At 44.0% G+C, this 26,624-nt stretch carries 24 protein-coding genes; 14 read left to right on the top strand and 10 right to left on the bottom strand.

Annotated features, from left to right (window positions below; translation table 11 throughout):
• Position 1: 1 nt before the first annotated feature.
• Positions 2 to 1,300 carry a threonine synthase gene (thrC, locus tag DK188_RS10625; protein ID WP_111670793.1) on the top strand — a complete coding sequence of 433 codons (1,299 nt, stop codon included), beginning with the start codon at positions 2 to 4 and terminating at the stop codon, positions 1,298 to 1,300.
• On the opposite strand, the gene DK188_RS10620 is transcribed toward thrC, so the two are convergent.
• Positions 1,272 to 2,246: a Fic family protein gene (locus DK188_RS10620; RefSeq protein WP_111670792.1), complete on the bottom strand. Its 975-nt coding sequence runs from the start codon at positions 2,244 to 2,246 to the stop codon at positions 1,272 to 1,274. The genes thrC and DK188_RS10620 overlap by 29 nt on opposite strands.
• Before the next feature lie 124 nt (positions 2,247 to 2,370).
• On the opposite strand from DK188_RS10620, the gene DK188_RS10615 reads away from it, so the two are divergent.
• On the top strand, positions 2,371 to 3,447 hold the full coding sequence (locus DK188_RS10615) for a glycoside hydrolase family 43 protein (RefSeq protein ID WP_111670791.1): 1,077 nt from the start codon (positions 2,371 to 2,373) through the stop codon (positions 3,445 to 3,447).
• Positions 3,448 to 3,468: 21 nt separating this feature from the next.
• Here DK188_RS10615 and DK188_RS10610 read toward each other — a convergent pair whose 3' ends face one another.
• Positions 3,469 to 4,443, bottom strand: a complete 975-nt coding sequence (locus DK188_RS10610; RefSeq protein WP_111670790.1) for a polyprenyl synthetase family protein — start codon at positions 4,441 to 4,443, stop codon at positions 3,469 to 3,471.
• A 159-nt stretch (positions 4,444 to 4,602) separates the two neighbouring features.
• Here DK188_RS10610 and DK188_RS10605 point away from each other — a divergent pair, with 159 nt between their 5' ends.
• The 3 genes from DK188_RS10605 to DK188_RS10595 all read left to right on the top strand — a co-directional run bounded on the left by DK188_RS10605 (position 4,603) and on the right by DK188_RS10595 (position 7,896).
• Positions 4,603 to 5,082, top strand: a complete 480-nt coding sequence (locus DK188_RS10605) for a DUF4199 domain-containing protein (RefSeq protein WP_111670789.1) — start codon at positions 4,603 to 4,605, stop codon at positions 5,080 to 5,082.
• Between the two features lie 80 nt (positions 5,083 to 5,162).
• A complete protein-coding gene (locus DK188_RS10600) occupies positions 5,163 to 6,860 on the top strand; it encodes a 1-acyl-sn-glycerol-3-phosphate acyltransferase (protein ID WP_111670788.1) in 1,698 nt (565 codons plus the stop codon).
• A complete protein-coding gene (locus DK188_RS10595) occupies positions 6,838 to 7,896 on the top strand; it encodes an NAD(P)H-dependent glycerol-3-phosphate dehydrogenase (protein WP_111670787.1) in 1,059 nt (352 codons plus the stop codon). The genes DK188_RS10600 and DK188_RS10595 overlap by 23 nt, the downstream gene beginning before the upstream one ends.
• Before the next feature lie 239 nt (positions 7,897 to 8,135).
• Here DK188_RS10595 and DK188_RS10590 read toward each other — a convergent pair whose 3' ends face one another.
• The 3 genes from DK188_RS10590 to fbp form a co-directional block, all read right to left on the bottom strand.
• Positions 8,136 to 9,302 carry a PQQ-dependent sugar dehydrogenase gene (locus tag DK188_RS10590; protein WP_111670786.1) on the bottom strand — a complete coding sequence of 389 codons (1,167 nt, stop codon included), beginning with the start codon at positions 9,300 to 9,302 and terminating at the stop codon, positions 8,136 to 8,138.
• A 174-nt stretch (positions 9,303 to 9,476) separates the two neighbouring features.
• On the bottom strand, positions 9,477 to 10,637 hold the full coding sequence (locus tag DK188_RS10585) for a PQQ-dependent sugar dehydrogenase (RefSeq protein WP_111670965.1): 1,161 nt from the start codon (positions 10,635 to 10,637) through the stop codon (positions 9,477 to 9,479).
• Positions 10,638 to 10,699: 62 nt separating this feature from the next.
• On the bottom strand, positions 10,700 to 11,746 hold the full coding sequence (gene fbp / locus DK188_RS10580) for a class 1 fructose-bisphosphatase (protein WP_111670785.1): 1,047 nt from the start codon (positions 11,744 to 11,746) through the stop codon (positions 10,700 to 10,702).
• A gap of 68 nt (positions 11,747 to 11,814) precedes the next feature.
• Between fbp and DK188_RS10575 the strand changes: the two genes are divergently transcribed.
• Both DK188_RS10575 and DK188_RS10570 read left to right on the top strand, forming a co-directional pair.
• Positions 11,815 to 13,071, top strand: a complete 1,257-nt coding sequence (locus DK188_RS10575; protein WP_317046869.1) for an aspartate kinase — start codon at positions 11,815 to 11,817, stop codon at positions 13,069 to 13,071.
• Between the two features lie 89 nt (positions 13,072 to 13,160).
• Complete coding sequence (locus tag DK188_RS10570; RefSeq protein WP_111670783.1) at positions 13,161 to 14,264, top strand: Gfo/Idh/MocA family protein; 1,104 nt, start codon at positions 13,161 to 13,163, stop codon at positions 14,262 to 14,264.
• A gap of 55 nt (positions 14,265 to 14,319) precedes the next feature.
• Here the strand turns inward: DK188_RS10570 and DK188_RS10565 are convergent, their stop codons facing one another.
• From DK188_RS10565 to DK188_RS10555, 3 genes are read right to left on the bottom strand one after another with little or no spacing between them, the layout of a single operon-like run.
• A complete protein-coding gene (locus tag DK188_RS10565; RefSeq protein ID WP_198673003.1) occupies positions 14,320 to 14,826 on the bottom strand; it encodes a GNAT family N-acetyltransferase in 507 nt (168 codons plus the stop codon).
• Positions 14,826 to 15,698, bottom strand: a complete 873-nt coding sequence (locus tag DK188_RS10560) for a fructosamine kinase family protein (protein WP_111670782.1) — start codon at positions 15,696 to 15,698, stop codon at positions 14,826 to 14,828. Before DK188_RS10560 ends, DK188_RS10565 begins: the two co-directional genes overlap by 1 nt.
• Complete coding sequence (locus DK188_RS10555) at positions 15,691 to 16,176, bottom strand: low molecular weight protein-tyrosine-phosphatase (protein WP_111670963.1); 486 nt, start codon at positions 16,174 to 16,176, stop codon at positions 15,691 to 15,693. The genes DK188_RS10560 and DK188_RS10555 overlap by 8 nt, the downstream gene beginning before the upstream one ends.
• A gap of 185 nt (positions 16,177 to 16,361) precedes the next feature.
• Here DK188_RS10555 and DK188_RS10550 point away from each other — a divergent pair, with 185 nt between their 5' ends.
• The 4 genes from DK188_RS10550 to panB all read left to right on the top strand — a co-directional run bounded on the left by DK188_RS10550 (position 16,362) and on the right by panB (position 19,987).
• On the top strand, positions 16,362 to 17,609 hold the full coding sequence (locus DK188_RS10550; RefSeq protein ID WP_111670781.1) for a 3-deoxy-D-manno-octulosonic acid transferase: 1,248 nt from the start codon (positions 16,362 to 16,364) through the stop codon (positions 17,607 to 17,609).
• 84 nt (positions 17,610 to 17,693) lie between these two features.
• Positions 17,694 to 18,617, top strand: coding sequence for a ribosome small subunit-dependent GTPase A (gene rsgA / locus DK188_RS10545; protein ID WP_111670780.1), 924 nt, complete (start codon positions 17,694 to 17,696; stop codon positions 18,615 to 18,617).
• 54 nt (positions 18,618 to 18,671) lie between these two features.
• Positions 18,672 to 19,163 carry a phosphoribosyltransferase family protein gene (locus tag DK188_RS10540; RefSeq protein WP_111670779.1) on the top strand — a complete coding sequence of 164 codons (492 nt, stop codon included), beginning with the start codon at positions 18,672 to 18,674 and terminating at the stop codon, positions 19,161 to 19,163.
• A gap of 2 nt (positions 19,164 to 19,165) precedes the next feature.
• Complete coding sequence (gene panB / locus DK188_RS10535) at positions 19,166 to 19,987, top strand: 3-methyl-2-oxobutanoate hydroxymethyltransferase (protein ID WP_111670778.1); 822 nt, start codon at positions 19,166 to 19,168, stop codon at positions 19,985 to 19,987.
• Positions 19,988 to 20,050: 63 nt separating this feature from the next.
• On the opposite strand, the gene DK188_RS10530 is transcribed toward panB, so the two are convergent.
• The gene (locus DK188_RS10530) at positions 20,051 to 20,497 is read right to left on the bottom strand and encodes a DUF6252 family protein (protein WP_111670777.1); all 447 of its coding nucleotides are present in this window, start codon (positions 20,495 to 20,497) and stop codon (positions 20,051 to 20,053) included.
• A 183-nt stretch (positions 20,498 to 20,680) separates the two neighbouring features.
• Between DK188_RS10530 and DK188_RS10525 the strand changes: the two genes are divergently transcribed.
• Positions 20,681 to 22,690, top strand: a complete 2,010-nt coding sequence (locus DK188_RS10525) for a tetratricopeptide repeat-containing sensor histidine kinase (RefSeq protein WP_111670776.1) — start codon at positions 20,681 to 20,683, stop codon at positions 22,688 to 22,690.
• A 21-nt stretch (positions 22,691 to 22,711) separates the two neighbouring features.
• Positions 22,712 to 23,344 (top strand): response regulator, encoded by a 633-nt coding sequence (locus DK188_RS10520; RefSeq protein WP_111670775.1) that lies wholly within the window; start codon positions 22,712 to 22,714, stop codon positions 23,342 to 23,344.
• Between the two features lie 44 nt (positions 23,345 to 23,388).
• Here DK188_RS10520 and DK188_RS10515 read toward each other — a convergent pair whose 3' ends face one another.
• Positions 23,389 to 24,474 (bottom strand): hypothetical protein, encoded by a 1,086-nt coding sequence (locus DK188_RS10515; protein ID WP_111670774.1) that lies wholly within the window; start codon positions 24,472 to 24,474, stop codon positions 23,389 to 23,391.
• Between the two features lie 191 nt (positions 24,475 to 24,665).
• Here DK188_RS10515 and DK188_RS10510 point away from each other — a divergent pair, with 191 nt between their 5' ends.
• Positions 24,666 to 26,561 carry an outer membrane protein assembly factor BamB family protein gene (locus DK188_RS10510; protein WP_111670773.1) on the top strand — a complete coding sequence of 632 codons (1,896 nt, stop codon included), beginning with the start codon at positions 24,666 to 24,668 and terminating at the stop codon, positions 26,559 to 26,561.
• Positions 26,562 to 26,624 lie beyond the last annotated feature (63 nt).

Raw genomic sequence — 26,624 nt, 5'->3', positions numbered from 1 at the left:
TATGCAGTATTTCAGCACTAACAATCCTAATCATAAAGTTTCACTTGCCGAAGCTGTCATCAAAGGCCTCGCGCCTGACAATGGCTTGTACATGCCTGAGCGGATTCCCGTTTTGCCCGAAGAATTGGTTCAAACGTTACCAGAAATGAGCTTTCAGGAAATCGGCTATGCGGTGATTTCGGCTTTGTTTTCGGAGGATTTGAGCGAAAGCCAGATCAAGGAACTGGTTGATCATACGCTGACTTTTGATGCTCCGCTGGTGCAGGTGGAGGACGAGGTATACAGCTTGGAATTGTTTCATGGACCGACTTTGGCGTTCAAAGACTTTGGTGCACGGTTTTGTTCCAAGCTGATGAGCATGCTGGTGGAGAAATCCAGTAAAACGCTAAGGGTATTGGTCGCAACTTCGGGAGATACCGGAAGTGCGGTAGCCAATGGATTTTTGGGAGTAGATGGGGTGGAGGTAATTATTCTTTTCCCGAAAGGAAAAGTGAGCCCACTTCAGGAAAAGCAGTTTACAACTCTTGGGCAAAATATCACAGCCTTGGAAGTGGACGGGGTTTTTGACGACTGTCAGACCCTGGTGAAGCAGGCTTTTTTGGATAGGGACTTGAATGAAAAATTGCTTTTGACCTCGGCCAATTCCATCAATATCGCCCGCTGGATTCCGCAGTGTCTGTACTATTTCTATGCATTTTCCAGACTTCCAAAAGACGGGAAAAAGGTTGTTTTCGCCGTTCCAAGTGGGAATTTCGGGAATTTGGGAGCAGGAATTTTGGCGGAGCGAATGGGCTTGCCGATTGATCAGTTTGTGGCCGCCACCAATGTTAACAAGGTGGTGCCGGATTACCTGAATGGTGCAGCTTTTCAGGCTCAGCCTTCGATTCCTACCGTTTCCAACTCCATGGATGTGGGGAATCCGAGCAACTTTCCGAGGTTAATTTCACTGTTTGACGGAGACGAAAACCTGTTCAAAGAAAAGGTGAAGGGCTATTTTTACAATGATGGAGACACCGTCCAAGTGATTCAATTGGTTCAAGATAAAGGCTACACGCTAGATCCACATGGTGCTGTTGGGTATTTGGGATTGAAGGATTTTTTGGCCGAAAATTCGGATTATGTCGGAGTATTCCTGGAAACAGCCCATCCGGGCAAATTCAGGGATGTGGTAGAAGAAGCTTTGGGAGAAAAATTGGTGTTACCCGAGCGATTGGCTGCTTTTCTGGAAGGTGAGAAAAAGGTGATTCCGATGGAAAAAACCTTTGGGGAGTTTAAGGGGTTTTTGGAGGGGTTGGTTTGATAGAATACCTCGTCTGATTCCCAACTCCCTCAACTTTAATAATTCCATTTTCCACCGCCTTTTTCAAATCCCGACTGGCCGTTGCAGTCGAGATGCTTTTAAAAACCTCCATGTATTCCTTACGCGTAAACTGATTTTTGCCCAAAGATAAAAAGTAGGTTATCCGATCTTTGGAACTCATCGGTTTACCGTGAATTTTTAAGAGATTGCTTAAAGCTAGATCGATGATTTGAAGCATGTATTCAATAAATACTGTCGATTTGCCTGATTTATCGCTTTCGGCAAGAGCTTGAAAGTAATCGTTTTGTGTTTTGCTGATGAGCGTTTCGAAAGGCAGGGATTCAAAAACAGGGTACTTTTCCTTTAAAATAACAGTTTGCCAAAGTCGGCCCATCCGACCATTTCCGTCTAGAAAAGGATGGATAAATTCCAACTCGTAATGGAAAACGCAGCTTTTAATCAAATCGAGTTCATTGTCTTCATTCAGATACTGGAATAGATCTTTGATCAAGCCCTGAACATTTTCAGCAGGTGGTGCAAGATGTGCCACTTGAGATCCTTTCACCACCCCAACACCCCGAGTTCTGTACTTTCCGGGATTATCCATTAATCCAGTCATCAAGGTTTTATGTGCGGACAGGAATGTCTTTTCAGAATTCATTTTTAGGGCATTGATATTCTCATATACGGCAATGGCATTTCTTACCTCAAGAATTTCTTTTTCGGGTCCGATCACATGTTTGTTCTCTAGTATGGCTGTGATTTGTTCTTCGCTCAGCGTATTTCCTTCAATTTGAAGCGAAGATTGGATGGTTTTAATTTGATTTTGTTTTCGGAGTTGAGGAGAAGGTTTGCTTAGAAAAAGTGCATTTGCCTCGCCTATCTTCTCTGAAATGGAGCTGACCCATTTTAGAATTTCAGGGGTGATATCATAGGGAGGCTTCATTGATAGTATCATTTGATACTATCAAAGGTAAGATCTATAGGATAAATTAGGAATAAATTTCTTCGGAGGATTTACTAAACCATCCCACTTCACTATTTTCGGTCATTCCCAAACCTAATTAACCATGAAATCATTCGTTGTTCCATTCTTAGTCCTAGGTCTTGCCTTTTCCTGCTCCCAACCAAAAGAAGAAGTAAAGACCGAAGCCGAACCTGAAGCTTCCAAATTTAACCATAAGCCTTTGGTAGAAACTATCTACACGGCTGATCCTTCTGCACATGTTTTTGAGGGCAAGATCTACATCTATCCTTCACACGACATCGAAACAGAAGTAGCGGAAGATGATATGGGTTCGCATTTTGACATGAAGGATTACCATGTTTTTTCCATGGAAAAGCCAGGTGGTGCTGTGACCGATCATGGAGTGGCGCTGAAGTTGGAAGATGTGGCATGGGCCGGCCGTCAGCTTTGGGCACCTGATGCTGCTGCCAAGGACGGGAAGTACTATCTGTATTTTCCTGCCAAAGACAAGAATGATATTTTCAAGATTGGGGTCGCTGTTTCAGATCGTCCAGAGGGGCCATTTACGGCAGAGCCAGAGCCGATCGCAGGTACATTTAGCATGGATCCGGCGGTGTTTCAGGAGGGTAATGAGTATTTCCTGCTCTTTGGAGGAATCTGGGGTGGCCAACTTCAGTGGTATGAGGATCAAAAGCTAATCGAAGGAAGAAAAGGTCCAACTGACGGTATTCCCACTGCTGACCAAAAAGCGTTGATGCCATTCATTGCAAAGTTGGGTGCTTCGATGACTGAATTAGACGAAAAGCCAAAAGAGATCCTGATTTTGGATGAAAATGGTGAGCCGATCAAAGCAGGCGATAACAACCGACGGTTTTTTGAAGCGGCCTGGATGCACAAGTACAATGGAAAGTACTATTTGTCTTACTCCACTGGCGACACTCATTTCATCGCTTATGCAACTGGGGATAGTCCATATGGACCGTTTACCTACCAAGGAAATGTCTTGGACCCGGTTGAAGGCTGGACCAATCACCATTCGATCGTAGAGTTTGAAGGGAAATGGTATCTCTTCTACCACGACACGGAATTATCCGGAAAAACGCCGCTCCGTAACATCAAAATGACCGAGCTGAAGTATCTGCCTGATGGGAAAATTGAAACTGTAAAATCTCTTAAATAAGATAAAGGCGGGTTTCCAGATTTATTTCCTTCGCTCTATCGAATAGCTCACCAAATTGCGTAGTGAAGTTTTGTAATCAGAATCTGGGAATCCGTTTAAAATATCGAGTGCCTCTTGATAGAAGCCATTCATTTTTTCTTTGGCGTAATGTAGACCTCCGCTTTTCTTTACAAAGTCTATGACTTCATTCACCGCTTTTTTGTCATCTGATCGATTTCGAATCAGATAAATAATCTTCTTTTTGGAAAGCCAATCCGAGTTTCTAAGGGCATAGATCAGCGGCAGGGTCATCTTCTTTTCCTTGATATCGATACCTACAGGCTTGCCAATTTCGTCTTCACCAAAGTCGAATAGATCGTCCTTGATCTGGAAAGCCATGCCGACTTTTTCTCCGAAAAGGCGCATCCGCTCCACATTCTCCTCATTTTTTTCCACACTGGCCGAGCCCACTGCGCAGCAGGAAGCAATCAGGCTGGCGGTTTTTTTCCGGATAATATCGTAGTAGACCTCTTCGTCGACATCCAGTTTTCGAGCTTTGTAGCTCTGAAGGAGTTCACCCTCCGACATTTCTTTCACTGCATTCGATACTATTCGCAACAAGTGAAAATCACCGTATTCCACACTTAATAAAAGGCCTCGGGAAAGGAGATAATCACCTACTAAAACAGCAATCTTATTTTTCCAAAGGGCATTGATTGAAAAAAAACCACGGCGATAATTGGAGTCATCTACCACATCATCGTGAACCAATGATGCCGTGTGAAGCAACTCAATTAATGCAGCTCCTCGGTGGGTCGATTCATTGATTGTACCACATACGCCCGCGGTCAGAAAGACAAACATCGGGCGCATCTGCTTACCCTTACGCTTGACAATGTAGTTGGTGATGTGGTCTAGGAGTTTGACCTTACTTTTCATAAAGTCCCTAAACTTATGCTCAAACTCCGCCATTTCTGGCTCGATGGGGACTTGTATTTGTTTGAGGTCTGGTTTCATCTGTGATTAGGTGGCGTAAAAATACTATCCTTTCGCTCATGGGCAAGGGACTTCGCTCTTTACACTGGTTCTAACATGGAGAATTTCATAATCGTTTTGGTATTTTCTGTATTTTGTACCAAATGCATCTCTCTTGAAACAAAAAGCCTTTGCAGCATTATGAAAGATCGAAAAATAGAAATCAAATGGGGAATCCTCTTTGTATTAATGGGATTGATTTGGATGGTTTTTGAGAAAGCCATGGGGTGGCATGATGTCCACATCGATAAGCAAGCGACCTACACCAATTTTATCGCCCCAATCGCAATTGCTATTTATGTATTCGCACTTTTGGACAAAAAGCGAAATTTCTATGGAGGAAAAATGTCGTATAAACAGGGCTTTATTTCAGGATTGGTTGTGACGCTGGTCGTGGTGATTTTGAGTCCTCTGAGTCAATACATTACCAGCACTTACATCACTCCTGAGTATTTTCAGAATGTCATAGCCTATTCTGTCTCTTCCGGTCAAATGGAGCAGCAGGCCGCTGAAGAATATTTTAACCTCAAAAGCTACATCTTTCAGTCAGTCGTCGGTGCGGCAATTATGGGGATATTGACTTCAGCCTTGGTAGCTATTTTTGTACGCTCTAAGGCCTGAATTAAAAGGCTCTCCAAGGAAATCCGTTTAGAAATCGCATTTTAGCTATCTTTGGGCTTTTTAAAAAACCACATTCACCTTTGGACGAGAAATACATAAAGCATCGGTACGAACCCATCATTCCCAGTAAGGATGAATGGCCGGTGGTGAAATTGGCCCGAGAACGAAAGGAATTTGTAAAGAAGGTTGCAGATCTTGCCCAAGCGAGAGTGCTGGGACTGACCGGGAAAAATCCTGATATCCTGAAGGAAGAGTTGGAGACGACACTTTACCGAGAAAAATTACGAATTAAGCAAAACCCTTGGGCTGTTGATCCAGACGATGAGAATCAATTTTGGAATGAGGTCAAATCCGCTCTGCTTGCTGTAAATACAGACTTAAACCTCGATAAGACCAATCGCTTCAAGGCCTATCAGGACATTCTCTACAGGATCACGGCACGCTATTCAGAAGAAATAGCGTCCAATTTCAAGGCCTCTCATTATAAATTTACCAGGAGGGTGGTCACCTATGGCTTCTCACGCTTGCTCAATGCGGCCCGAGTCAAGGGGATCAAGTCCATTTTCAGCAATCAGTATACGCTTCAAGACAAAATCCAAATCACAGGTCAGACTGATCAGATTCGGGATTTGGCCACCAAAGGGACGATCGTGATGGTGCCGACGCACTTTTCCAATTTGGACAGTATCCTCATCGGCTGGATTATATCTGTGTTGGGAATGCCTCCATTCATCTATGGTGCAGGATTGAATCTTTTTAATATTTCCATTTTCGCCTATTTTATGAATGCCCTAGGGGCATATAAGGTGGATCGCAGAAAGAAAAACCTGATGTATCTGGAGACGCTGAAAACCTACTCCAAAGAAGCGATTCAGTTTGGGTGTCACAGTTTGTTTTTCCCAGGAGGAACCCGATCTCGAAGCGGGATGATCGAATCCAAGCTTAAATTGGGGCTTTTGAGCACAGCGATAGAGGCACAACGAGCCAATTTTCAGCAGGGATTCAATGACAATTCGGGGAAAATCTTCATTGTCCCCGTGACAATTAATTACCATTTCGTTTTGGAGGCCCCAAGTTTGATCCGGGATCATTTGAGCATCACGGGCCAGGAGCGCTACTACAAGGAAAACGATGAGTTTTCTACCTCATACAAGATTTTTAAGTTTTTGCTGAAATTCTTCACCAAGGGGTCTGATATATCCGTGTCGGTGGGTCGCGCTATGGATGTCCTTGGCAACTATGTCGATCAGGACGGAAATAGTCTGGACAAGCGGGGAAGGAAGATCGATACTCGGGATTACTTTATTTCCGAAGGAAAAATCACCCTGGATCAACAGCGGGAAGAGGAATATACCCACATGCTAGGAAAGCGGATCGTGGAAGAATTTCACAAAATAAACCGGGTTTTCAGTTCCCATTTGGTAGCATTTGTGGGATTTGAATTGATCAGATCCAAGAACAACAAGCTGGATATATTTGACCTTATCAGATTGCCAGAGGAGGAGATTTTGATTCCTTATGAAGAATTCAAATCAGCCTGTCAACTGGTGATGGATCGCATTTTGGAATTGAAATCACAGGGTATGATCGATATCGCTCCGCATATGAAAAAGGATATGGACGAGGTCATTGCACATGGGATTGACAATGTGGGCATGTACCATGCCAAACGGCCGATTATCCGCGACAAATCCGGGAGCATCGCTACCGAGGATATGAGTTTGCTTTATTTTTATCACAATAGACTACATGGATATGGCCTTGAAAAACTCTTCTAAATCCAAAAAAATCGGAGTGGTTGGAGTTGGAAGTTTCGGAACTGCCATTGCCAATATGCTCGCCGAAAAGAACGAGGTAATGGTCTATGCCCGAAAGGAAGAAGTCGTGGAAGAAATCAACTCCGCGCATCAAACTTCCGGTAGGGAAATCCATCCCTCCATTCGGGCGACTTTTGATCCCGAAGAACTCTGTAAGTCCTGTAATATTCTTTTTTTCATGATTCCCTCGGGAGCTTTTCTTGAAGTGGTCAGGAATTTTGGCCCTTTTCTGTATCCTTATCACCTGATCATTCACGGGACTAAAGGTCTGGCGCTGAATCTAAATCCCAAGGAAAGTCTGGAAACGGTCCAAAAACTGAAGCGAAGCCAAATCCTTACCATGAGTGAGGTGATCCTTCAGGAAACAGTTGCGGTGAGAGTTGGCTGTCTGGCAGGCCCCAATATCTCTAAGGAACTCAGTGTTGGCCATCCCGCAGCTACGGTAATCGCGAGTAAGTACAATGAAGTCATTCTGGAGGGTCAACGATTGCTCAGATCAGAGAAATTTCAAGTGTATGGCAATTCGGATATCATTGGCGTAGAGCTCAGCGGAGTACTCAAAAATATCATTGCAATTGCTTCTGGAGCCTTGGCGGGTTTGGGTTTGGGAGAAAATGCCAAAGGTCTCTTAATCTCCCGAGGCATGGTGGAGATGGTTCACCTCAGCAAAGCGCTTGGTGGCAGCGTGCAGTCGGTGATGGGTTTGGCTGGAATAGGTGACTTGGTTACCACCTGCAATTCAGTGGATTCACGGAATTTCACGGTTGGTTTCAGATTGGCAAAGGGAGAGTCCTTAGACCAGATTTTGGCCACCATGGATGAAGTTGCGGAAGGTGTAAATACCATTCGTGTGATGGATGCTTTTATAAAAACTGCAGGAATCAGAGCTCCAATTACAGAAAATCTTCATCGGGTGCTCTTTGAAGATCTGGCAATCGAGGATGCTCTACAATTCCTGATGAAATATCCCTTCAGTGTGGATGTGGATTTTGTGTAAGTAATAGCCATAAATTACACTTCTCCAAATACGTTATCTTACAAAGGCAGAGCGTAATCGAATTCGAGAAGAAGAATTTCTTGCTTTAAAACAGGAGGATCGTTAAATGGCTTTTCTGGAATAAAGTAGAACGGTGGATCGACTTTTTCCTTCTCAGACAACATTTGAAGAAAGGTCTAGGGGGAATACTATTTTAGTGAGGAGAAAAAAAGAGGGCTTTGATTAGCCCTCTTTTTCATTTATGCAGCAGGTAAAAGCTTGATTAATAATCCCGTGCCTTCTGTGATAGCGTAGATGTATCCATCGGGACTTTGGGACACTTGTCGTACCCGACCGATACCTTGCAACAGTTTTTCTTCGCCAGTCGCTCGAGTTCCGTCCATTTCCACTCTGGCAATATGTGTTGCTGCCAATGCAGCTACAAGAATATTCCCCTTCCAGGCAGGATATTTATCGGAAGTTACCATGGTCATCCCACAGGTCGCAATAGAGGGCACCCAATATTTCACTGGCTGCTCCATGCCTTCTTTTTCAGTGATTTCAGTGATCGGAGTCCCGTTATAGTTGATGCCATAGGTGATGACAGGCCAGCCATAGTTATTGCCTTTTTCGATCAGGTTAAGCTCATCACCACCTCTTGGGCCATGCTCAACAGACCAGATTCGGTTATTAGCCTCATCATAGATCATTCCCTGAGGATTGCGATTTCCATAGGTCCAAATAGAGGGAACAGCATTAGCCGTATTTACAAAGGGATTGTCTGTAGGTATTCTCCCGTCATCGTGGATTCGATGGACTTTGCCGTGCGAATTGCCTAGGTTTTGGGCATTATTTTGACTGCCTCGCTCTCCGTTGGTGAAATAAAGAAAATTGTCCTTGTCAAAAACAATCCTGCTGCCATAATGCGTTCCTCCATTCCAAGCAGGAGTAGTGACGATGAGGTCTTCAAAGGAGGTTACTGCATTACCATTGAGTTTAAATCGTGCAATTGTAGTCGCACCACCTCCCGGCACAGGTTTGGCATAGGAAATGTAAATCCAGCCATTTTGAGCATAGTTCGGGTGAACTGTGATGTCCAAAAGTCCTGCTTGCCCGTTGGCATAGACTGCAGGCAATCCTTGGACTTTCTGTCCTGTGAATTCATCTTTGTCAAAAATCAGGACCTCTCCTTTTCGTTCCGTAATCAACATCCTTCCGTCACCGAGCCAAGTCATTCCCCAGGGATTTTGTAGGGAAGAGTACAGCGTGTCCACTTTGATGGACATCTTTTCTGTTTCAGTGGAGAAGGGAAGTTCTGTCAGTGGAGTTTCGGGTGTAACATCCTCTTCTTTTGGGGTGCAGGATTTTCCGGTGACAGATATTCCTAGAAAAATCAATACAGGTACTAATCTTTTGATCAGGTTCATTCTCAGTCTAGTTGATATACATGTATTCCAAACGCCAAGACAGTTGCACTTGTTTCTTGACCATTTCGAACCTTCCTATTTTGGCTCAAATCAACTACTTAAGTTTTGTAGATTTAAGGACAAAAAAAGACCTTCCTGTTTCCAAGAAGGCCTTTCTTTTTGTTTTTAGGCTACTTAATTTACCGGCAGGATCTTTATTAGTAATCCAGTCAACTCTGTAATGGCATAAATGTAGCCGTCAGGACTTTCGGCGACTTGACGTACGCGGCCAATGCCTGGAAGTAATTTTTCCTCGGCGATGTGTTTGTTGTCTTTCAATACAACTCTAGCGATGTGTTGCTTTGCCAAAGCCGCAACCAGGATGTTTCCTTTCCAGCCAGGATATTTATCAGAGGTTACAACTGTGATTCCACAGGTCGCAATAGACGGTACCCAATAGTGGATAGGCTGTTCCATTCCAGGTTTTTCTGAAGTTTCAGCCAAAATAGTACCGTTGTAATTGATGCCGTAAGTGATCACTGGCCAGCCATAATTTTTTCCCTTTTCGATAATATTTAGTTCGTCCCCACCCTTAGGTCCATGTTCTGCTTCCCAAAGTGTATTGGTAGCTTTGTCGAAATACAGACCCTGTGGGTTTCTGTTTCCATAAGACCAGATCGAAGCCACAGCACCTACTGAATCCACAAAAGGGTTGTCACTAGGGATCGTACCGTCATCGTTGATTCGGTGGATTTTTCCATGTGCATTGGTAAGGTCCTGGGCATTCATGGGAATGTTTCCTTTGTCACCATTTGAGAAGTACAAGTGGCCTTCGTTGTCAAACACGATTCTGCTTCCAAAATGTCGGCCACCTTCCCAAGATGGGCCAGCAATGATCAGTTCTTCTTGATCTACAGCAGTATTGCCATCCAGCTTGAATCGCATGATGGTGGTGGCTGCGGTGCTATCCTCGAAGTGCTTTGCGTAAGCGATATAGATCCATCCATTCTCCGCATGCTTGGGATGTGCAGCCACGTCCAGAAGTCCTGCCTGGTTTACATTATGAACAGGCGGAAGTCCCTGAATCTTCTCTCCGGTGTATTTGTCATCTTTGAAAATGAGGATTTCACCTTTACGTTCGGTCACCAGCATTCTTCCATCAGAAAGCCAAGTCATTCCCCAAGGATTCTCAAATTCATTATAAAGCGTATCTACTTTGATCGTCAGCCTTTCTGTTTCGATGGCGAAAGTCTCTTCAGCAGATTCCACAGAAGCTTCTTTTGGTTCACAAGAAGACCAAAGTGTGGCAGAACCTAGGGCAATTGCCAGAGTTAAATAAAGTTTGTTTGAATTCATAGTTTCGGAATTTTCAGCTTCCAAGTTAATGGTAAAGATTCAAATTCAGAATTAAATCTTGTTTAGCGGCTAATAATATGGATTTCTGACAAAGCTTGCTGGATGGATTTTTCAGCCTCATCCACCATCAGCTTGGATCCGATGATCAGTGGAGTTCGCTGGTGTAGGTCCTCGGGTTGGATATCTAATATTCTGAGGGTACCATCACTGGCTTTTCCTCCAGCTTGCTCAATGATAAATGCGAGAGCATTGGCTTCATAGAGCAGGCGGAGCTTTCCACTTGGATTCTGTACAGTCGAGGGATAGAGGTAAACTCCACCCTTGAGCAGGTTTCTGTGAAAATCAGCAACCAAACTGCCGATGTATCGGGACTGATACTTTTTCACCTTGCACTCCCTCACAAATTCCTGGATACCGGGTTGCCATTCCAATTCCAATCCCTCATTGATAGAATAGATGTTCCCGGTTTCCGGGGCTTTGATATCCGGGTGAGAAAGGAAAAATTCTCCAAGACTCGCTTCGTAAGTGAATCCGCTTACCCCACAACCTGTCGTGTACACCAGCATCGTAGAAGAGCCGTACAGTACATAGCCGGCTGCTACTTGTTGATTTCCGGCCTGCATGATGTCTTCGCTGGTGATCGGACTTCCTACAGGTGTCTTTCTGCGGTAGATGGAGAAAATGGTCCCAATGCTGATATTCACATCGATATTTGAGCTGCCATCCAGCGGATCAATGGCGACGACATATTTTCCGGATTTGTTTTGCAGGTCGATCACTTCATCTTCTTCTTCTGAAACGATGGCACAAACTTCGCCGCCCTTGCTCAGCGCCCGCATAAATCGGATGTTTGCAATCACGTCGAGCTTTTGCTGCTCCTCGCCTTGAATATTGGTCTGTCCAAAGGCTCCTGCGATGTTGGACAGTCCCGCGCGGTTGGTTTCACGATTGACTATCTTCGCAGCCAAGGCGATATCGCGGAGGAGTTGGGAGAGTTCGCCGGAGGCAAAAGGGAAATCGCCTTGCTTGAGTTTGATGTAGCGATCCAGTGTGATGCCGACCGAATATGCCAAAGCACTTTGGTCAGCTTGATAGGGGGAGATTTTCATTATTGGAAAAATACAATTATTGGGTTTATACTCCTGAAAATTAGGAATAATTTCTTATGGCAAAAACGATGATTTACAAATTTGGAGGAGCGTCTGTCAAAGATGCTGATTCCGTAAAGAACTTAGCTGAAATTCTCCGTAATCGATTGCGAAAAAATTTGATAATTGTAGTCTCAGCAATGGGAAAAACGACCAATGGCCTGGAGTCCATTTTGGCCAAGAAACTACAATCGGAAGATTTTTCTGAGAATAGTGCAAATTTGAAAACCTACCATGAGGCAATTTGCAGGGACCTATTTCCTCCAGATCATTCTGTCTTTGCGAAGCTGGACAATCTTTTCCATCAACTGGAAAATGACCTCCAAAAGAAACTTACCCCTGAAAACTACGATGAATTCTATGATCAGATCGTGAGTTTCGGTGAAGTGATTTCCTCCCGGATAGTGGCAGAATACCTGTGTTCTCAGGAATTGATCGTGCTTTGGCAGGATGCGAGAGCCGTGATCCATACCGATTCTGATTTTCGCTTCGCAAAAATCGACTGGACCAAAACTAGAAAATCCTGTCAGAGCGAATGGAAACCCCTTCTTGAGAATTTTCCGATATTGACCCAAGGGTTTATCGGTTCAGATCCCAAAGGTAAAACGACCACGCTGGGTCGGGAGGGTTCTGATTTCACAGCTGCAATCCTCGCTACTAGTTTGGACGCTGGTGCAGTGACGATCTGGAAAGATGTCCCAGGAGTACTCAATGCCGATCCCAAGCTTTTCCAAAACACCAAGAAGTTTGATGAATTGGGCTATGCAGAAGCGGCAGAAATGACCTATTTCGGTGCATCTGTGATTCATCCCAAAACCATCAAGCCCCTGGCTAATGCGGGGATTCCACTTTATGTCAAATCTTTCCTGGATCCAGAGGCTGCAGGTACCAAGATTCATGAACAGGCCTCCGCACATCAGGTTCCGACGATTGTGTTGAAAAAAGATCAGGTCTTGGTCAGTTTCAAAGTAACGGATTTCACCTTCATTGAGGAGAAACATATCCATCGTGTATATGAACAGCTACAGACCCTGAAGCTCAGAGTAAATATGCTGCAACTCTCAGCCATCAGTATATCCATTGTGATCGATACACAACTTTTTAAGCTCGAAAGGCTGATGGCAAATCTCCGGGAAGAGTTTGAAATCCGATACAATGATGGACTGGAATTGCTCACTATCCTACATCCAATAGTCGCAGATATCCCGGTATTGTTACAGGGATTTGAGGTACTATTGGAGCAGGCTTCCCGCAATACCTTTCAAGTGGTGAGAAGAAAAAGTTAACCAGATTTTGAGGAGGTGAGGCAATCCCTGAAGATTCATACCGAGATTTCTTTAACTTCAAGGAGTCAAACCTTAAACCTCGCAAACCCATGAGAACCAGAAGAATTTTTATCAAAAGAGCCGGACTGTCAACTTTAGCACTGAGTTTGCCTTTCTCCGATACCCTATCTGCTATGAATTTTAAAAAGGAAGATAAAGTACTACGTGTAGCCATCATGGGACTGGGAAGCTATGGAAACCGTGTGGCTGAGGCCATGGTCAACTGTAAACGGGCAAAACTCGTCGGGGTGATCAGTGGAACTCCATCCAAAATCGAGGATTGGAAAAAGAAATACAGCATTCCGGACAAAAACTGCTACAACTACGAGAATTTTGATCAAATCAAGGATAATCCCGACATCGATGCAGTCTATGTCATTACCCCTAATTCCCTGCATAAACCGTATTCCATACGGGTGGCAAAAGCCGGGAAACATGTGATCTGTGAGAAGCCTATGGCCCTCAATGCTGCTGAAGGAAGAGAAATGGTGGCTGCATGCAAGGCTGCTGGAGTACATTTGCTCGTGGGTTATCGGATGCATTTTGAAGCAAAAACCATGGAAGTTGTTCGGCGACAGCGAGCAGGTGAATTTGGCGAAACCTTGTTTTTTCAGGGATTGAGCGGGTTTAGAATAGGTGATCCCACTCAGTGGCGGTTGAATTATGAACTTGCCGGTGGAGGATCCATGATGGATATTGGGATCTATTCGATCAATGGTGCACGATATATGTTGGGAGAAGAACCTCTCTGGGTTACAGCTCAGGAAATGAAGACTGATCCAGTCAAATTCAAAGAAAATGTGGATGAGACCATTACTTTTCAGATGGGATTTCCATCAGGAGCAGTTGCGTCCTGTCTCTCCACTTATTCACTCAATAATCTGGACAAATTTTTCCTAAACGGTACCAAAGGATTTGCTGAAATGCAGCCTTCGACTGGTTACGGCCCGATCAAAGCATGGACAAATAAAGGCCCAATCGATGCCGAACATATTACCCACCAGACCACTCAGATGGACGAAATGGCTGCCATTATTTTGGATGGGAAAAAGCCAATGATTCCTGTGGACGGAGAGGAAGGACTTCGGGATTTGGTGATCGTAGATGCGATCTATCAGGCTGTGAAAACTGGCGAAAAAGAAATGATCGCATAGTCTTTTGAGGTCAGGCTGAGCGGAGTCGAAGCATCATTTAAATTGGCAGTTTAGACTAGTTTTCAGATTTCAAAATCAACTGCATAAAAACGAGATTCAACCACTTTCCGAATTTATAGCCAACTTCCGAAAATCGGGCCACTTCCCTGAATCCGAGTCGCTCATGGAATTGATAGCTTCCCGCATTTTCTGAATCCATCCCGGCTATCATAACATGGTAACCGTCTTTCTCTACAATATCAATGAGTTGCCGCATCATGGCAGTGCCCATTCCTTTGGATTGGGCTTTTTTATTCAGGTAGATAGAGTGCTCAATTGTTTTGTCATATCCGGGCTTTGCCCGAAATCTTCCGAATGTCGCATATCCAACTACCTCATTGTCCACTTCGCCGACTAGAATGGGATAGCCGTCTTTGGTTTTTTCTTCAAAAAGTTTCTCCACTTCGTCCAATTTCTTTGGCTCATAGTCGTAATTGTGCGAGGTGTGGAGGATGAAGTCATTAATGATTTCCATGACCGCTTGAGCATCCTCGTGGCGATAGGATCTAATTAGAAATGACATTATTGGAAGCGTTTGATGATTTTTTCTATGCCGGGGAGGTAGGCTGTCCCAAAAAGATTCAGGTGCACGAGCAATGGGTAGAGATTGTAGATTCCAATTCTGCTTTCGAAGTCAGGCTCCAAAGGAGTCACAGACTCGTAGGCATCATAAAATCTGGAGTCAAAGCCTCCGAACAGCCTTGAAAAGGCCAGATCCATTTCCCGATGTCCGTAGTATACAGCAGGATCGATCAGGCAGGGCTTCCCATCCTGATTACAGATCACATTCCCGGACCAGAGGTCACCATGGAGCAGGGAAGGTTTTTCTTTCGGGAAAATAGACTCTATTTTTGAATAGATCGTCTGAAATTTTTTAAGAAAATCCAGCGGGATCAGCTTAGAGAAATAGGCCAATCCCAGCATAGGTTCGAGCCGTTGCTCAATGAAAAAATCAGACCAATGGTCATTTTGAAGATTTTTCTGATGCAGGGAGGCGATGTAGTTATCGGAATCCAGACCGAAGCTTTTTCCATGAGCCAAATGAAGGTGTGCCAAACCTAGCCCCAAATCTTCCCAGTAATCCAATTGTTGTCTGGAGGAGGCGATGAATTCGGAGAGTAGGTAGTTGTAATCGTCGATCCTGCCAAAACCAATGGTCTGTGGGACCTGCAGAAACGTTGACCTAGCGAGCAATTGCAATCCTTCGGATTCTTTGGCCAGAATATCCCGCTCATGATCAAAATTCAGTTTGAGAAAGAAAGAGCCCTCGCTGGTGATTAATTTTATTCCCTGATTGTGATTCCCTGCTGCAATGAAAACTGCAGATTTAAGCTGGGCCAAAGGACCCAAAGTTTCAAAAATTACCTGTTGGTAGAGTTCATGCTGATCATGCATAGATCTGATGCACTTCTTTGACTTTGACCAAAAAATGGTCAATTGCTTGGTCTAGAATGTGGTAAATTTCTTCAAATCCCTCCTCATTTCCATAGTACGGATCCGGTACAGGAAGGCCTTCCTCACCCGCCACAAAATCACGCATCAGGAAAATCTCTTTGTCTGGGAAATTATACCGAACCTTCAGATTGTTTAAGTTTCGCAGGTTATTGTCATCCATGGCTATGATGTAGTCAAAATCCCGAAAATCAGTTCGGTTTACCTGTCGACCTCTGTGGGCCATTTTTAGGCCATTGTTTTGGGCACATTTGATGGTGCGCTCGTCAGGAAGCTCCCCGATGTGAAAATCGGAAGTCCCTGCACTATCGGATTTGAATTGATGGTCCAGGCCCAAATCCTTGATTTTATGGTTAAAAATAGCCTCTGCCAAAGGCGAGCGGCAGATATTACCTAAGCAGACGAATAGAACTTTAATCATGCTGATCAATCAACTTTTTTGTATTACTGGATTTTGTAAAAAATGATAGTCTTGAAATTACCCATTTTTGGGAGTAATTCCATAAGCGGAAATTCAATTTTCTTCATTTTTTTATTTTGGACTCTCGAGAGTTCTTCTTTTTCAGAATAAATGAGGTTTTGTATTTGATTGGCTACTTTTGACAGATGAATTTGCTGTACCGCTTGATTATATTTTTGATGACGGGTGTTTTGAACATCCTGAGCCATTTTTCTGGCAAGTTGAGGCAATTTTTGTCAGGAAGAAAGTCGCTGTTCGAAAGGCTTGAAAATTTTAAATCCCACAACTCCGGTCCTCTGGTCTGGTTTCATGTGGCATCGCTGGGGGAATATGAGCAAGCACGACCGGTCATCGCCGCCCTCAAGGCCAGCAGGCCGAAACTAACTGTGGTGGTGAGTTTTTTTAGTCCATCAGGTTACGATCATGTGGCAAAAAAGTCTCAACCCAACGTGGATTTTTTTACCTATTTGCCACTGGATAGGAAAAGTTATGCAGCGCGTTTTGTCGGTATTTTGACCCCTGAGTTTGTGTTTTTTGTCAAATATGATCTTTGGCTCCATCATATTCAAGCGCTTAAAAAAAGGGGAATTCCGGTGTTTTTGATTTCAGCAAGTCTTAGGGAGGATCAACCCTATTTCGGAGTACTTGGCTCCTTTTTCAGGCAAAATCTTTTTGCCATGGATTGGATCTTTACCCAGAATGAAAAAAGCCTAAATCTTTTGGCATCGATGGGCTATACGGATGCTAGTCTTGCCGGCGATACACGATTTGACCGAGTCGCAGCCACAGCTGCTGCACCTAGCGTATTACCCGATATCGCAAGTTGGGTAGGGGGAAAGCCAGCCGTAGTGGTAGGTTCGGCTTGGGATGAAGACATGCAGCTGCTGATTCCCCTGATCAATTCTCGGCCCGATTACTGCTGGATTATTGCTCCCCATGATTTAAGTCCAGAGCCGATGGATCGGTGGGCTTCGCAAATCCGATTAGAATCCAGGCGTTTTTCTCACTGGAAATCGCCAGAAGCCACTGCTGTATTGTTTATTGATAACATAGGGATGCTCTCTTCTTTATATCAGTTTGCCAAGGTGGCTTATGTAGGTGGGGCATTTGGCAAAGGACTTCATAATATTTTGGAGCCCATGGGTTTTGGAGTTCCAGTCCTATTTGGCAAGGTGAAAAAGGATTCGAAATTTCCTGAAGCTGCGCAAAGCCAAATCGAAGGCTGTGGTTTTTCAGTTGAGGATGAGAAGGCTTTGTTTCAACAATTTCTTAAGTTGGAAAATCCGGAAAATTATCAAAATGCGGTAGAAGCCACCAAAAAATGGGTAAAATCGAATCTTGGCGCAGCAGATCGAATCATTGAAAAAGTGAGTCAAATGAGTCTAAACACATGAAATGCCCATGAGAATGGCTTCTCACACAGGGGAACGATTATTCAGGGCATTCCATCTGACCAAAAAAAATCAAAATATAATCAGATGAAAGGTAGAGTCATCAAATCGACAGGAAGCTGGTATATCGTCCAGACGGACGGGGAAGTATTCTCTGCGCGGCTGAAGGGGAAATTCAAGCAAGACGACCTTAAGCTGACTAATCCGATAGCAGTAGGAGATTGGGTGGAAATGGAGCGAGAAGAAAACCAAGCCACCGCTGTTATTTCGAGGATTTTGCCGAGGGAAAACTACGTAATCCGAAAGTCAACGCGAAAGCAGCACTTTTCTCATATCATAGCCAGCAATCTGGATCAGGCGATCTTGGTAATTACGATGAAAAAGCCGAGGACTTCGCTAGGATTCATCGATCGGTTTTTGGTCAGCACAGAGAGTTTTCGGATTCCGGCAATCCTTGTGGTGAATAAGATGGATCAATTGGAAGGAGAGGATGAGGCAGAATGGCTCCAGGATATCCATGAGATTTATGAGCCGCTGGGTTATCCGGTTTTGGAAATTTCTGCTTTGACTGAAAAAGGCTTGAAGGATAAGTTTTTGCCTTTGATTCAGGGAAAATCAAGTTTGATCTCTGGGCATTCTGGAGTGGGTAAGTCCACGCTTTTGAATGCGTTGGTCCCGGGTGCCAAGCAGGATACAAAGGAAATATCAGGCTTCAGTGCCAAAGGTGTTCATACCACGACATTTGCGGAGCTTTTTCTTCTCCCGGAAGGTGGGGATTTGATAGATACTCCCGGCATCAAGGAATTTGGGATCTTGGACGTGGAGGACAATGAACTTTCGCATTATTTTCCCGAAATGAGAGCATACCTCGGTCAGTGTAAATACAATAACTGCACACATATCAATGAACCGGGCTGTGTGGTGCTGAAGAAGCTCGAGGAGGGGTACATCCATCCCTATCGCTACCAGAGCTACATGAATATTCTCCATGAGGAGGACAGTCACCGCTGATCGGTTTTGAATCCAACCCAATTTGGCCTAATTTTCATTTTTCAAAATCATCCTATGAGCGAAGTACTCAACCACAAGCAGGTCGGGCAGAAAATCACCCGCATGGCTTTCGAAATCTATGAGCGAAATGTGAATTCTGCAGGAGTAGTTTTTGCAGGAATTACCGGAATGGGGATGAGTATGGCCAAGCTTTTGGCAGAAGAACTCAGGCAAATTTCACCGCTTCAGGTAGAGGTTGTCGAAGTTTTGCTTGACAAAAACTCCGTTTCCAGATCAGAAGTCGAGCTTTCTCAAGAAATCCAATTGACCGACAAGACGATCATCTTGGTGGATGATGTCTTAAATACCGGTAGGACCTTGGTCTATGCGATGAAGCCTTTTTTGGATCAGGAGATCCTCAAAATGGAAATCGCAGTGCTTGTCAATCGCAGCCATGGACTTTTTCCACTTCGCCCGGATTATACCGGTTACGAACTCTCCACCACACTCAATGAGCACATCCGCGTGGATGTCTCTGGCAATCATCATTCAGTCCAGCTCCATTAATCATGTCTGTACATTCCTCAGCGAATATCAAGAGAATCACCACGCATACCCTGCAGGAAATGAAGCATCGGGGTGAAAAAATCTCCATGCTCACTGCCTACGACTATTCGATGGCTAAAATCCTGGACGATGCAGGCATAGATATCATTCTGGTGGGAGATTCTGCCTCCAATGTGATGGCAGGTCATGAGACTACACTTCCGATCACCCTTGATCAGATGATCTACCACGCTTCTGCGGTGGTGAGAGCTGTCAAGCGAGCGTTTGTTGTAGTGGATATTCCTTTTGGAAATTATCAGGGAAATAGCTCAGAAGCGCTTCGATCTGCGATTCGCATCATGAAGGAATCCGGAGCTCATTCGGTCAAAGTCGAAGGTGGATCAGAGATCAAAGAATCTGTATTAAGGATATTAAGTGCTGGCGTCCCAGTGATGGGGCATTTGGGATTGACACCACAGTCGATCTATAAGTTTGGCACTTATACTGTTCGAGCAAAAGAAGATGCGGAAGCCAAAAAGCTGATGGAGGATGCAAAAACCCTGGAAGAATGCGGCTGTTTTGCCTTGGTCCTGGAGAAAATCCCAGCTGCACTTGCCAAAAAAGTAGCTGAAACGGTCAGCATTCCGGTGATCGGAATCGGTGCAGGAGGGGATGTCGATGGACAGGTGCTGGTGATGCACGACATGCTTGGAATCACTCAGGAATTCAAGCCTCGGTTTTTGAGGCAATATGCAGATCTCCAATCGGTCATGCTGGATGCTTTCAAAAGGTATATCTCCGATGTCAAAGCCAAAGACTTCCCGAATGAATCGGAGAGTTATTGAGAAATAAAAATCAAAAAAGCCTCTGAAACGTAAGTTTCAGAGGCTTTTTTGATTTGGAGTCATTTACTTCATGATATTGATATCGGTAAATTTTCCGTTGGCGATGACAACCTCGGGTCCTGTTCCTACTAGCGGACTGGCTCTGAAGCTGAATGTACCGGACACTTTGTTGCCTTCAAGCTTGGTGATGGTGACAGTTCCAGAAGTTGCACTATTCACAGTCTGAGCAGCGTCAGTGTATAGCGCTCTTCCTTCCAGATCGTAAGTTCCTGTGGCTTCACGATCCAGTGTGATAGCTATATTCGATCGATCAGTAGCTCCTGCTCCAATAGCAAAAACAGTCACGCCTGCTAAAGAAGTTACTCGGCTGTTGCCGGAAGCTTTCCAGTCTGCTCCGTTGATGGTTGCCTCTACATTCAGAGAACCTGAAGGGATTTGATCCTCGTCATCGCTACAAGAGGTGAACGAAAACACGGCTAAAAAGAAGAAGAGTAAAAGTGAGTTTTTCATGCGATTCTATTTGTTTTATGGTATCGAAGGTCACCAAATCGGATTAAACTCCACATCCCAAGTTCAGGGTAATTTATTTACGTGTTTTATGGTATTTTTTTCGTTTTTAAAAGACTACTTTCAAAGGATTTCACTTTTTTAGAATTTATTTTAGTCTGTTGAATTAATCGCGTAACGAATTTTATGAGTTTGGATTTTTGGAGAAAAGCTAGCCTGCCGACAGGATGTTATGTGTTGATTTCTGTGTTTTTTTTGGTCTCAGGTGAATTAGCTGGACGGCAAGTCCAAAAAATGGATAGTTTGGAGCAAGTCTATTCCTCCCAGGCAAATGATTCGATTCGGGTAGCAGCGGCCAAAGAGTTAACCTTTTTCTATATTTTCAATAACCCGACCCGCGCAAAAGAGCTGCTGCGCGAGTCATTGAGCTTGGCTGAAAAAGCAGGGAAAAATAAAAGCTACTATGAGTTGTATCAGAATCTCGGTATTTACTATGATGTGAATCAGCAGACGGATAGCTCCTATTTGATTTTTCAGGAAATCTTGGAAGCCAGTAAAGCTCAAAATTGGTCCAGGCTGGAAGAGCGGTCTTTGAATAACCTGGGGATGAACAGTCTGAACAGATCAAAATATGAAGATGCCATTCGGTATTTCAATGATGCGCTCACGCTAAGCAGACAAAATCCCGAGTCCAAGGAATCCGATTGGGTGAACAGCCTCAGCAATCTCGGTCTGGCTAATCAAGAACTGGAGCTCTATGACCAAGCAATCAAATATCATCTTGAGGCATTGGAAATCCGAAAACGGATGGGGAACAAAGGAGGGATGGCCATTTCCAGCGCCAATTTGGGGATCTGTTATAAGCTGAAGGGAAATGAGGACGAAGCCATAGCCTACTATAAGCAAGCCATCACTTATGCTAAAGATGCTGGAAATCTCACCCTCTACCATCGTGTACATGATAATCTGGGTAGCCTATACAATGGACTTGGTCAATATCAAGATGCGATTACTAATCTGAATATTGCCCTTGACACCAGTGATGGGTATAAGATTGATCCCAAAATGGAGCTTAGCATCTTGAGCAATCTTGCAGCTGCACATATTGCGCTGCGTAATAGGGGTGAGGCATTGGACTTTGCAAACCGTGGGCTGAAAGTACTGGAAGCTCAACCTGAGTTGGTCAATTATTCTCCAACTTTGAAAAAATCCCTAGCCAAAATTTACTTCAGCATGGGCGATATCAGTCTCGGATCAAAATACCTGGAAGAGTATGAGGCGGTCAATCGTGAAATATTCAAGGAGGAAAACGCAGAACTGCTCAGTGACCTTCAAGTAAAGTATGAGGTCGAAAAAAAAGAAAGTCAACTAGCCCTTCAGCAGGCGGAATTGACTGAAAAAAATGCAGTCCTCCAGCGGAATTACTTTGCATTTGCGGCGCTGGGGCTATTTTTGGTATTGTTGGTGGCGATTTTCATTTTCTACCAAAATAGAAACAAGCGAAATCAAGAGCTCCTCATCAAAGACCGAGAGATCAGAGTGAAGGAAGCTTACATCCAAGCATCCATGGAATCGCAGGAACAAGAGCGCAGGCGAATGGCCCAAGACCTGCACGATGGATTTGGGCAATATATTTCTGCTCTCCGCCTGTATGTCTCACAGCTGAAAAGTGAAAAGACCAAGCCCGAGCTCAAAGCGGAACTCGTCGGGCGAACGGACGATGTGCTGGATGAGATGTCAAAGGAAATCAGCAATGTCGTCTATGATCTGATGCCGGCTACCTTGATCCGGCATGGGTTAATGACAGCCTTAGAAGATCTCGCTGCGCGAATATCGATTAGCCAAAAGGCAAAGCTGGACATCGAATCCAGAGGAATTTCCAAGCGATTGGACGAACTGGTGGAAATCAATCTCTTCAGGATATGCCAGGAATGGATCAACAATGTGCTGAAATATTCAGGAGCAAAGCAGATTTTGATTGATTTATCCTTTGAGGAAGGTATGGTCAGGCTGAATATTTTTGATGACGGGAGAGGTTTTGATCCCAATGTATTCCTGACAAGTAAAGGAAATGGATGGCGAAATCTCCATACCCGGGCAGATTTGCTGCAGGCAAAAGTAAAGTTGAATTCAAAACCAGAAGTTCAAGGGACTGAGCTTTCGGTAAGTTTTGCCTATTTTTCAGGAACGAATTAACGCCTCTCCAAACCTAAGCCTATGAAAATCCTTTTAGCCGATGACCATCATATTCTGTTGGATGGACTGAGGTTTATGCTTCGTCAAGAATTGGATCTTGAGGAAGTATTTATAGCCAAAACAGTAGAAGAGGCACTTTTGGTGGTGAAAAGTCGTCCGATTGATTTGGTCATTTCAGACATTTCGATCCCGGAGATAGGAGGAATTGCTTTTGCCAAACTTCTCAAAACAGATTTCCCCCAAACCCGAATCATTTTTTTGAGCATGCACGAAGAGCCACATCTGGTCAAAGATGCATTGGCCACAGGTGTGGAGGGTTATGTGTTGAAGAAAAATTCCCACTTGGATCTTCTTCTGGCCATCGAAGAAGTGATGAAAGGTGGATTGTTTTTCAGTCCGGAGATCAACAGGATTTTGATCAATCGACTTCGATTTCCAGAAGATGAAAAGGTGCTTACAGAGCGAGAACGAGAGGTCTTGAACCTTATTTTTGATGACATGACCAATAAGGAGATCGGTGAAAAGCTCTTTATCTCGGAACGTACTGTGGAGACTCACCGAAAGAATATTTATCAAAAAACTAAAACTACGACCATTGTTGGGCTGCTTAAGTTTGCTCTCGAAAATAACCTGATTGCGGGTATTGGGCATTAAAAAAGCCGGGCAAGTCCCGGCTTAGTTTTGGTGTTTTTTGAATTTTAGTTTTTCACCAAATTTGTGAAATTGGAAACCCCGGATTCAATCAACTCGCGCATGGATCCTGAGGCGCTTCCGATGTATTTTTCACGATCTGCATCCGCAAAGTGAGAAGCGATGGTAGTCTCTCCACCTGACACCATGACTAGTTGAGTGTAGCCTGTTTTATAGGCTGTGGTAGCTTCAGCTGTGGTGACTTCTTTGATTTTGGATTCTTTGAACACTCCGTCGAAATAGACGTCTTTTTTCAATTCGGTCGTAGAATCAAATAGTGGGGCACTCATCATGTGGCCTGAAATAATTCGAACTCGGGATGCTATAATTTGACCTGTCCCTGCGGTCGCAAAACTTTTTGCAAATGAGGTAAGAGAATTACTTTGATCATTTTCTGTTGCATTGATAAATGATTGCAACCTAAAACCAAGGTCTGCTTTAACAGAGGATTGATTGGTGAAATTGGAGGAATTTGCATCTAAATTGACAAATGGGAATACAAAGGTCACCTCAGCAACAAAAGCATCTCCAAGATCCTTTGATAGTTTTGAACTGGTGTCTGTAAAAGTCGCCTTTTCACGACCGGAATTTGTCACTCCTTTTACATAATAGTCATATCCGTTTGGTGTCACCATGACATATCCAGGAGCCTGAGCATCAGAGGATGCTCCTCCTGATTTTTTGGTCCACCCAGAATAATACTCGGTCTTTCCAGCTTCTTCAGCAGATATGATTTCATACCCTTCTGCAGTCAATTTTGCTACAAAATCTGCATAGGCATCATCGATCAATTTTTGAAAGTCAGGCACATCAACACCCTGGATTTGGACACCCATGGAGGTTTTTGTTCCAGAGATAAACGTGGTGCGGTTGGCTCGTTCATTTTTGCTGGCAGAAGTGCTTGCGCTTGCTTCTTCAAATACTTCGAACAACGCTCGAAAAGTTTGGATGTAAACACGCTTTGGGGCCTTTTTCCCCTGTCCGCTTCGGTGAAATTTAGTCACTTTGACGTCCTTTTCAGGAATGAACTCTCCAAGAGGAGTCGAATAGACGGCTCCCAGGAAAAGAATGGAAAATAGCATTATAGTCTTCATAAAGTAATGTTTGGAGTGAGCTAAGGAAATTTCACTTCAAATCTAATTCACCTATTCCAAGCAGGTAATACCCTCTTTTACCCAAAAAATATCCGTACTGGCACGGAATGACTCGAATTAGCTAAATACGACAAATGGCGTATTTCCAAGCAGTTGGGTAGCAGGTAGCTTTGATCAAAATTCTACATGTCATGAAAAAACTTACCTCAACCACCCCAAAATTGTTCCTAACCCTGCTGGTAGCATGGGCTATTGGAATGGAATCTTTTGCACAGGAGCCAGCTTGGAAACTTAGTCTGGAAAAAGAAATCGAATGGACCCTTCATACCCACAATAAGATTTTGCTGGTGGGTACATCGGACTGGGGACTTCATGGAGTAGACGCCAACTCTGGCAAGCTGCTCTGGTCTAACGAAGACCTATACAATTCTGCCAAAGCTCTGAAAGGCCCGGATGGCAAAAAAGTGGGATATACTTCCGATTTGATCCGCGTGCTTCAAGATCCAGCCGATGACTTGGTGTCTGATTATGCTATTGTCAAATACACCGATAATATCATGGTCAAAAACTTCGTCGTGATCAATATTCGTACAGGTGAATTGGTCATGAATCCCAAAATGGCTGGTATGCCGGTGATGAAAGTGATTGGTCCCGAGGTAGCCACCTTCAACTATGACGGATCGGACTACATTCCCGAGTTGAAGAGTGTGGTGATTACTGCCAGCTGGGAAGATTTGGCAAAAGCCGGAAAACCCTTCATGCAGATGACTAAATTTATCGATTTGGAAACTGGAAAAATTGCTTGGGAAAATGATCAGATTTCCTCAAAGTTTCTTCCGGTAGTCTCTGATGACAATAACCTGATTTTCATAGGAGAAAAAACTGCAGCAAAGATTGACGCCAAAACAGGACAGCCGATTTGGTCATTTGATGTAGCAGACAAAAAGAACAATTTTGAGGCTTTTGATGCCAACATTCATCTGACAGAAGGCTATTTCTATCAGAAAAAAGGTAACTCAGGAGTGGTTACTGCTGTAGACTTGACATCGGGAAAGACGCTTTGGGAAAAGCCTCTTTCGACCAAAGATGCCCCAGTTCTGACTGCTGAGAATTTTGGAGTCATTGTCGCTGATGAGAAAAACTTCACCCTAATGGAGGCTGAGACCGGCAATACCAAGTGGACTGCCAAAAAACTGTCAGGAATAGTGGTAGATCTGGGAAAAGATAATGGTATAGCAGTCGGAGAAAGAGACAAATATCTCACGGTGTTGGACAAAAATTCCGGGGCAGAGAAATGGTCTCAAAAAATCAAAGGAATCCGAATAGATCAGCTCACCGGTGCTGGTATCATGTATACCGATGAGGAAGGAAGCGTGGGTTTGTTTGGATTTGATGGGAATCCAGTATGGGGTGGCAAGGACATGATCAAAGGTCCTGGTGTACTGCGAGCTAAGCCTTCCCTAGATCAGGAAGTGTTCTATGCAGATGGAAAAGTTTACCACGTAAATTTGGCCACAGGACAGAAAAAAGTGCTTTTGGACAAAGTGGAATTTGAAGAAAAGGAAACGCCTGATAATCTGGAATTCACAGGGACCAACTTTGTCCTTTCTTCATCACAGAATATGCTCGGATTTGATCAGAATGGAACTATCCTATATCAAGATCACTGGGCCTCGCCAAAAATCAGTCTTGCGGGTAGAATAGCCTTGCGTACCGCCCAAGTGGCGATGGTTGCTATGGCATCTGCTGCAGCTTATCAGCAAGGTGCGACTCAAGGCTCTGCCTTTGCTCCCTCTTCTATCAGTAAGCAATATGGATATCAGCGCGAGTTTTTCGAAGATATGAACAGTGCCTTTGGCCAAGTAGCAAACCAGCGATTTAAAGCGTCTTCCTCAAAGGGAATCTACAGTTTCATCCTCACAGATGTAGGAGAGGGCGTTGGTTTGGTCAAAGTGGACAAAATCAGCGGTAAGGAAACCGGAAAAATTGTCCTGAATGATAAGGAGCCAGTATATGATTCCGATCCTGAAAATGGAATGATCTTCTATAAACCTACCAAAAAGGAGGTATACGGATACCTTTTCTGATCCTTGGAACATTTTTAAACAAAAAATCCCGATCTGTCGGGATTTTTTGTTTTAATAAAATTT

This window comes from Algoriphagus litoralis, from assembly GCF_003259255.1.
GTDB lineage: Bacteria > Bacteroidota > Bacteroidia > Cytophagales > Cyclobacteriaceae > Algoriphagus > Algoriphagus litoralis.
Note: the sequence above shows the minus strand (reverse complement) of the source record. Positions and strands in the feature narration are given on the sequence as shown.

Bases quoted from the DNA above. Each gene is read 5' to 3' on its own strand.
- DK188_RS10605 (WP_111670789.1), top strand. From the start codon at position 4,603: ATGAAAGATCGAAAAATAGAAATCAAATGGGGAATCCTCTTTGTATTA.
- DK188_RS10530 (WP_111670777.1), bottom strand. From the start codon at position 20,497: ATGAAAAACTCACTTTTACTCTTCTTCTTTTTAGCCGTGTTTTCGTTC.
- DK188_RS10510 (WP_111670773.1), top strand. From the start codon at position 24,666: ATGAAAAAACTTACCTCAACCACCCCAAAATTGTTCCTAACCCTGCTG.
- DK188_RS10615 (WP_111670791.1), top strand. From the start codon at position 2,371: ATGAAATCATTCGTTGTTCCATTCTTAGTCCTAGGTCTTGCCTTTTCC.
- DK188_RS10565 (WP_198673003.1), bottom strand. From the start codon at position 14,826: ATGTCATTTCTAATTAGATCCTATCGCCACGAGGATGCTCAAGCGGTC.
- DK188_RS10520 (WP_111670775.1), top strand. From the start codon at position 22,712: ATGAAAATCCTTTTAGCCGATGACCATCATATTCTGTTGGATGGACTG.
- DK188_RS10560 (WP_111670782.1), bottom strand. From the start codon at position 15,698: ATGCATGATCAGCATGAACTCTACCAACAGGTAATTTTTGAAACTTTG.
- rsgA (WP_111670780.1), top strand. From the start codon at position 17,694: ATGAAAGGTAGAGTCATCAAATCGACAGGAAGCTGGTATATCGTCCAG.
- thrC (WP_111670793.1), top strand. From the start codon at position 2: ATGCAGTATTTCAGCACTAACAATCCTAATCATAAAGTTTCACTTGCC.
- DK188_RS10575 (WP_317046869.1), top strand. From the start codon at position 11,815: ATGATTTACAAATTTGGAGGAGCGTCTGTCAAAGATGCTGATTCCGTA.
- DK188_RS10620 (WP_111670792.1), bottom strand. From the start codon at position 2,246: ATGAAGCCTCCCTATGATATCACCCCTGAAATTCTAAAATGGGTCAGC.
- panB (WP_111670778.1), top strand. From the start codon at position 19,166: ATGTCTGTACATTCCTCAGCGAATATCAAGAGAATCACCACGCATACC.
- DK188_RS10610 (WP_111670790.1), bottom strand. From the start codon at position 4,443: ATGAAACCAGACCTCAAACAAATACAAGTCCCCATCGAGCCAGAAATG.
- DK188_RS10590 (WP_111670786.1), bottom strand. From the start codon at position 9,302: ATGAACCTGATCAAAAGATTAGTACCTGTATTGATTTTTCTAGGAATA.
- fbp (WP_111670785.1), bottom strand. From the start codon at position 11,746: ATGAAAATCTCCCCCTATCAAGCTGACCAAAGTGCTTTGGCATATTCG.
- DK188_RS10515 (WP_111670774.1), bottom strand. From the start codon at position 24,474: ATGAAGACTATAATGCTATTTTCCATTCTTTTCCTGGGAGCCGTCTAT.
- DK188_RS10585 (WP_111670965.1), bottom strand. From the start codon at position 10,637: ATGAATTCAAACAAACTTTATTTAACTCTGGCAATTGCCCTAGGTTCT.
- DK188_RS10570 (WP_111670783.1), top strand. From the start codon at position 13,161: ATGAGAACCAGAAGAATTTTTATCAAAAGAGCCGGACTGTCAACTTTA.
- DK188_RS10555 (WP_111670963.1), bottom strand. From the start codon at position 16,176: ATGATTAAAGTTCTATTCGTCTGCTTAGGTAATATCTGCCGCTCGCCT.
- DK188_RS10550 (WP_111670781.1), top strand. From the start codon at position 16,362: ATGAATTTGCTGTACCGCTTGATTATATTTTTGATGACGGGTGTTTTG.
- DK188_RS10540 (WP_111670779.1), top strand. From the start codon at position 18,672: ATGAGCGAAGTACTCAACCACAAGCAGGTCGGGCAGAAAATCACCCGC.
- DK188_RS10595 (WP_111670787.1), top strand. From the start codon at position 6,838: ATGGCCTTGAAAAACTCTTCTAAATCCAAAAAAATCGGAGTGGTTGGA.
- DK188_RS10525 (WP_111670776.1), top strand. From the start codon at position 20,681: ATGAGTTTGGATTTTTGGAGAAAAGCTAGCCTGCCGACAGGATGTTAT.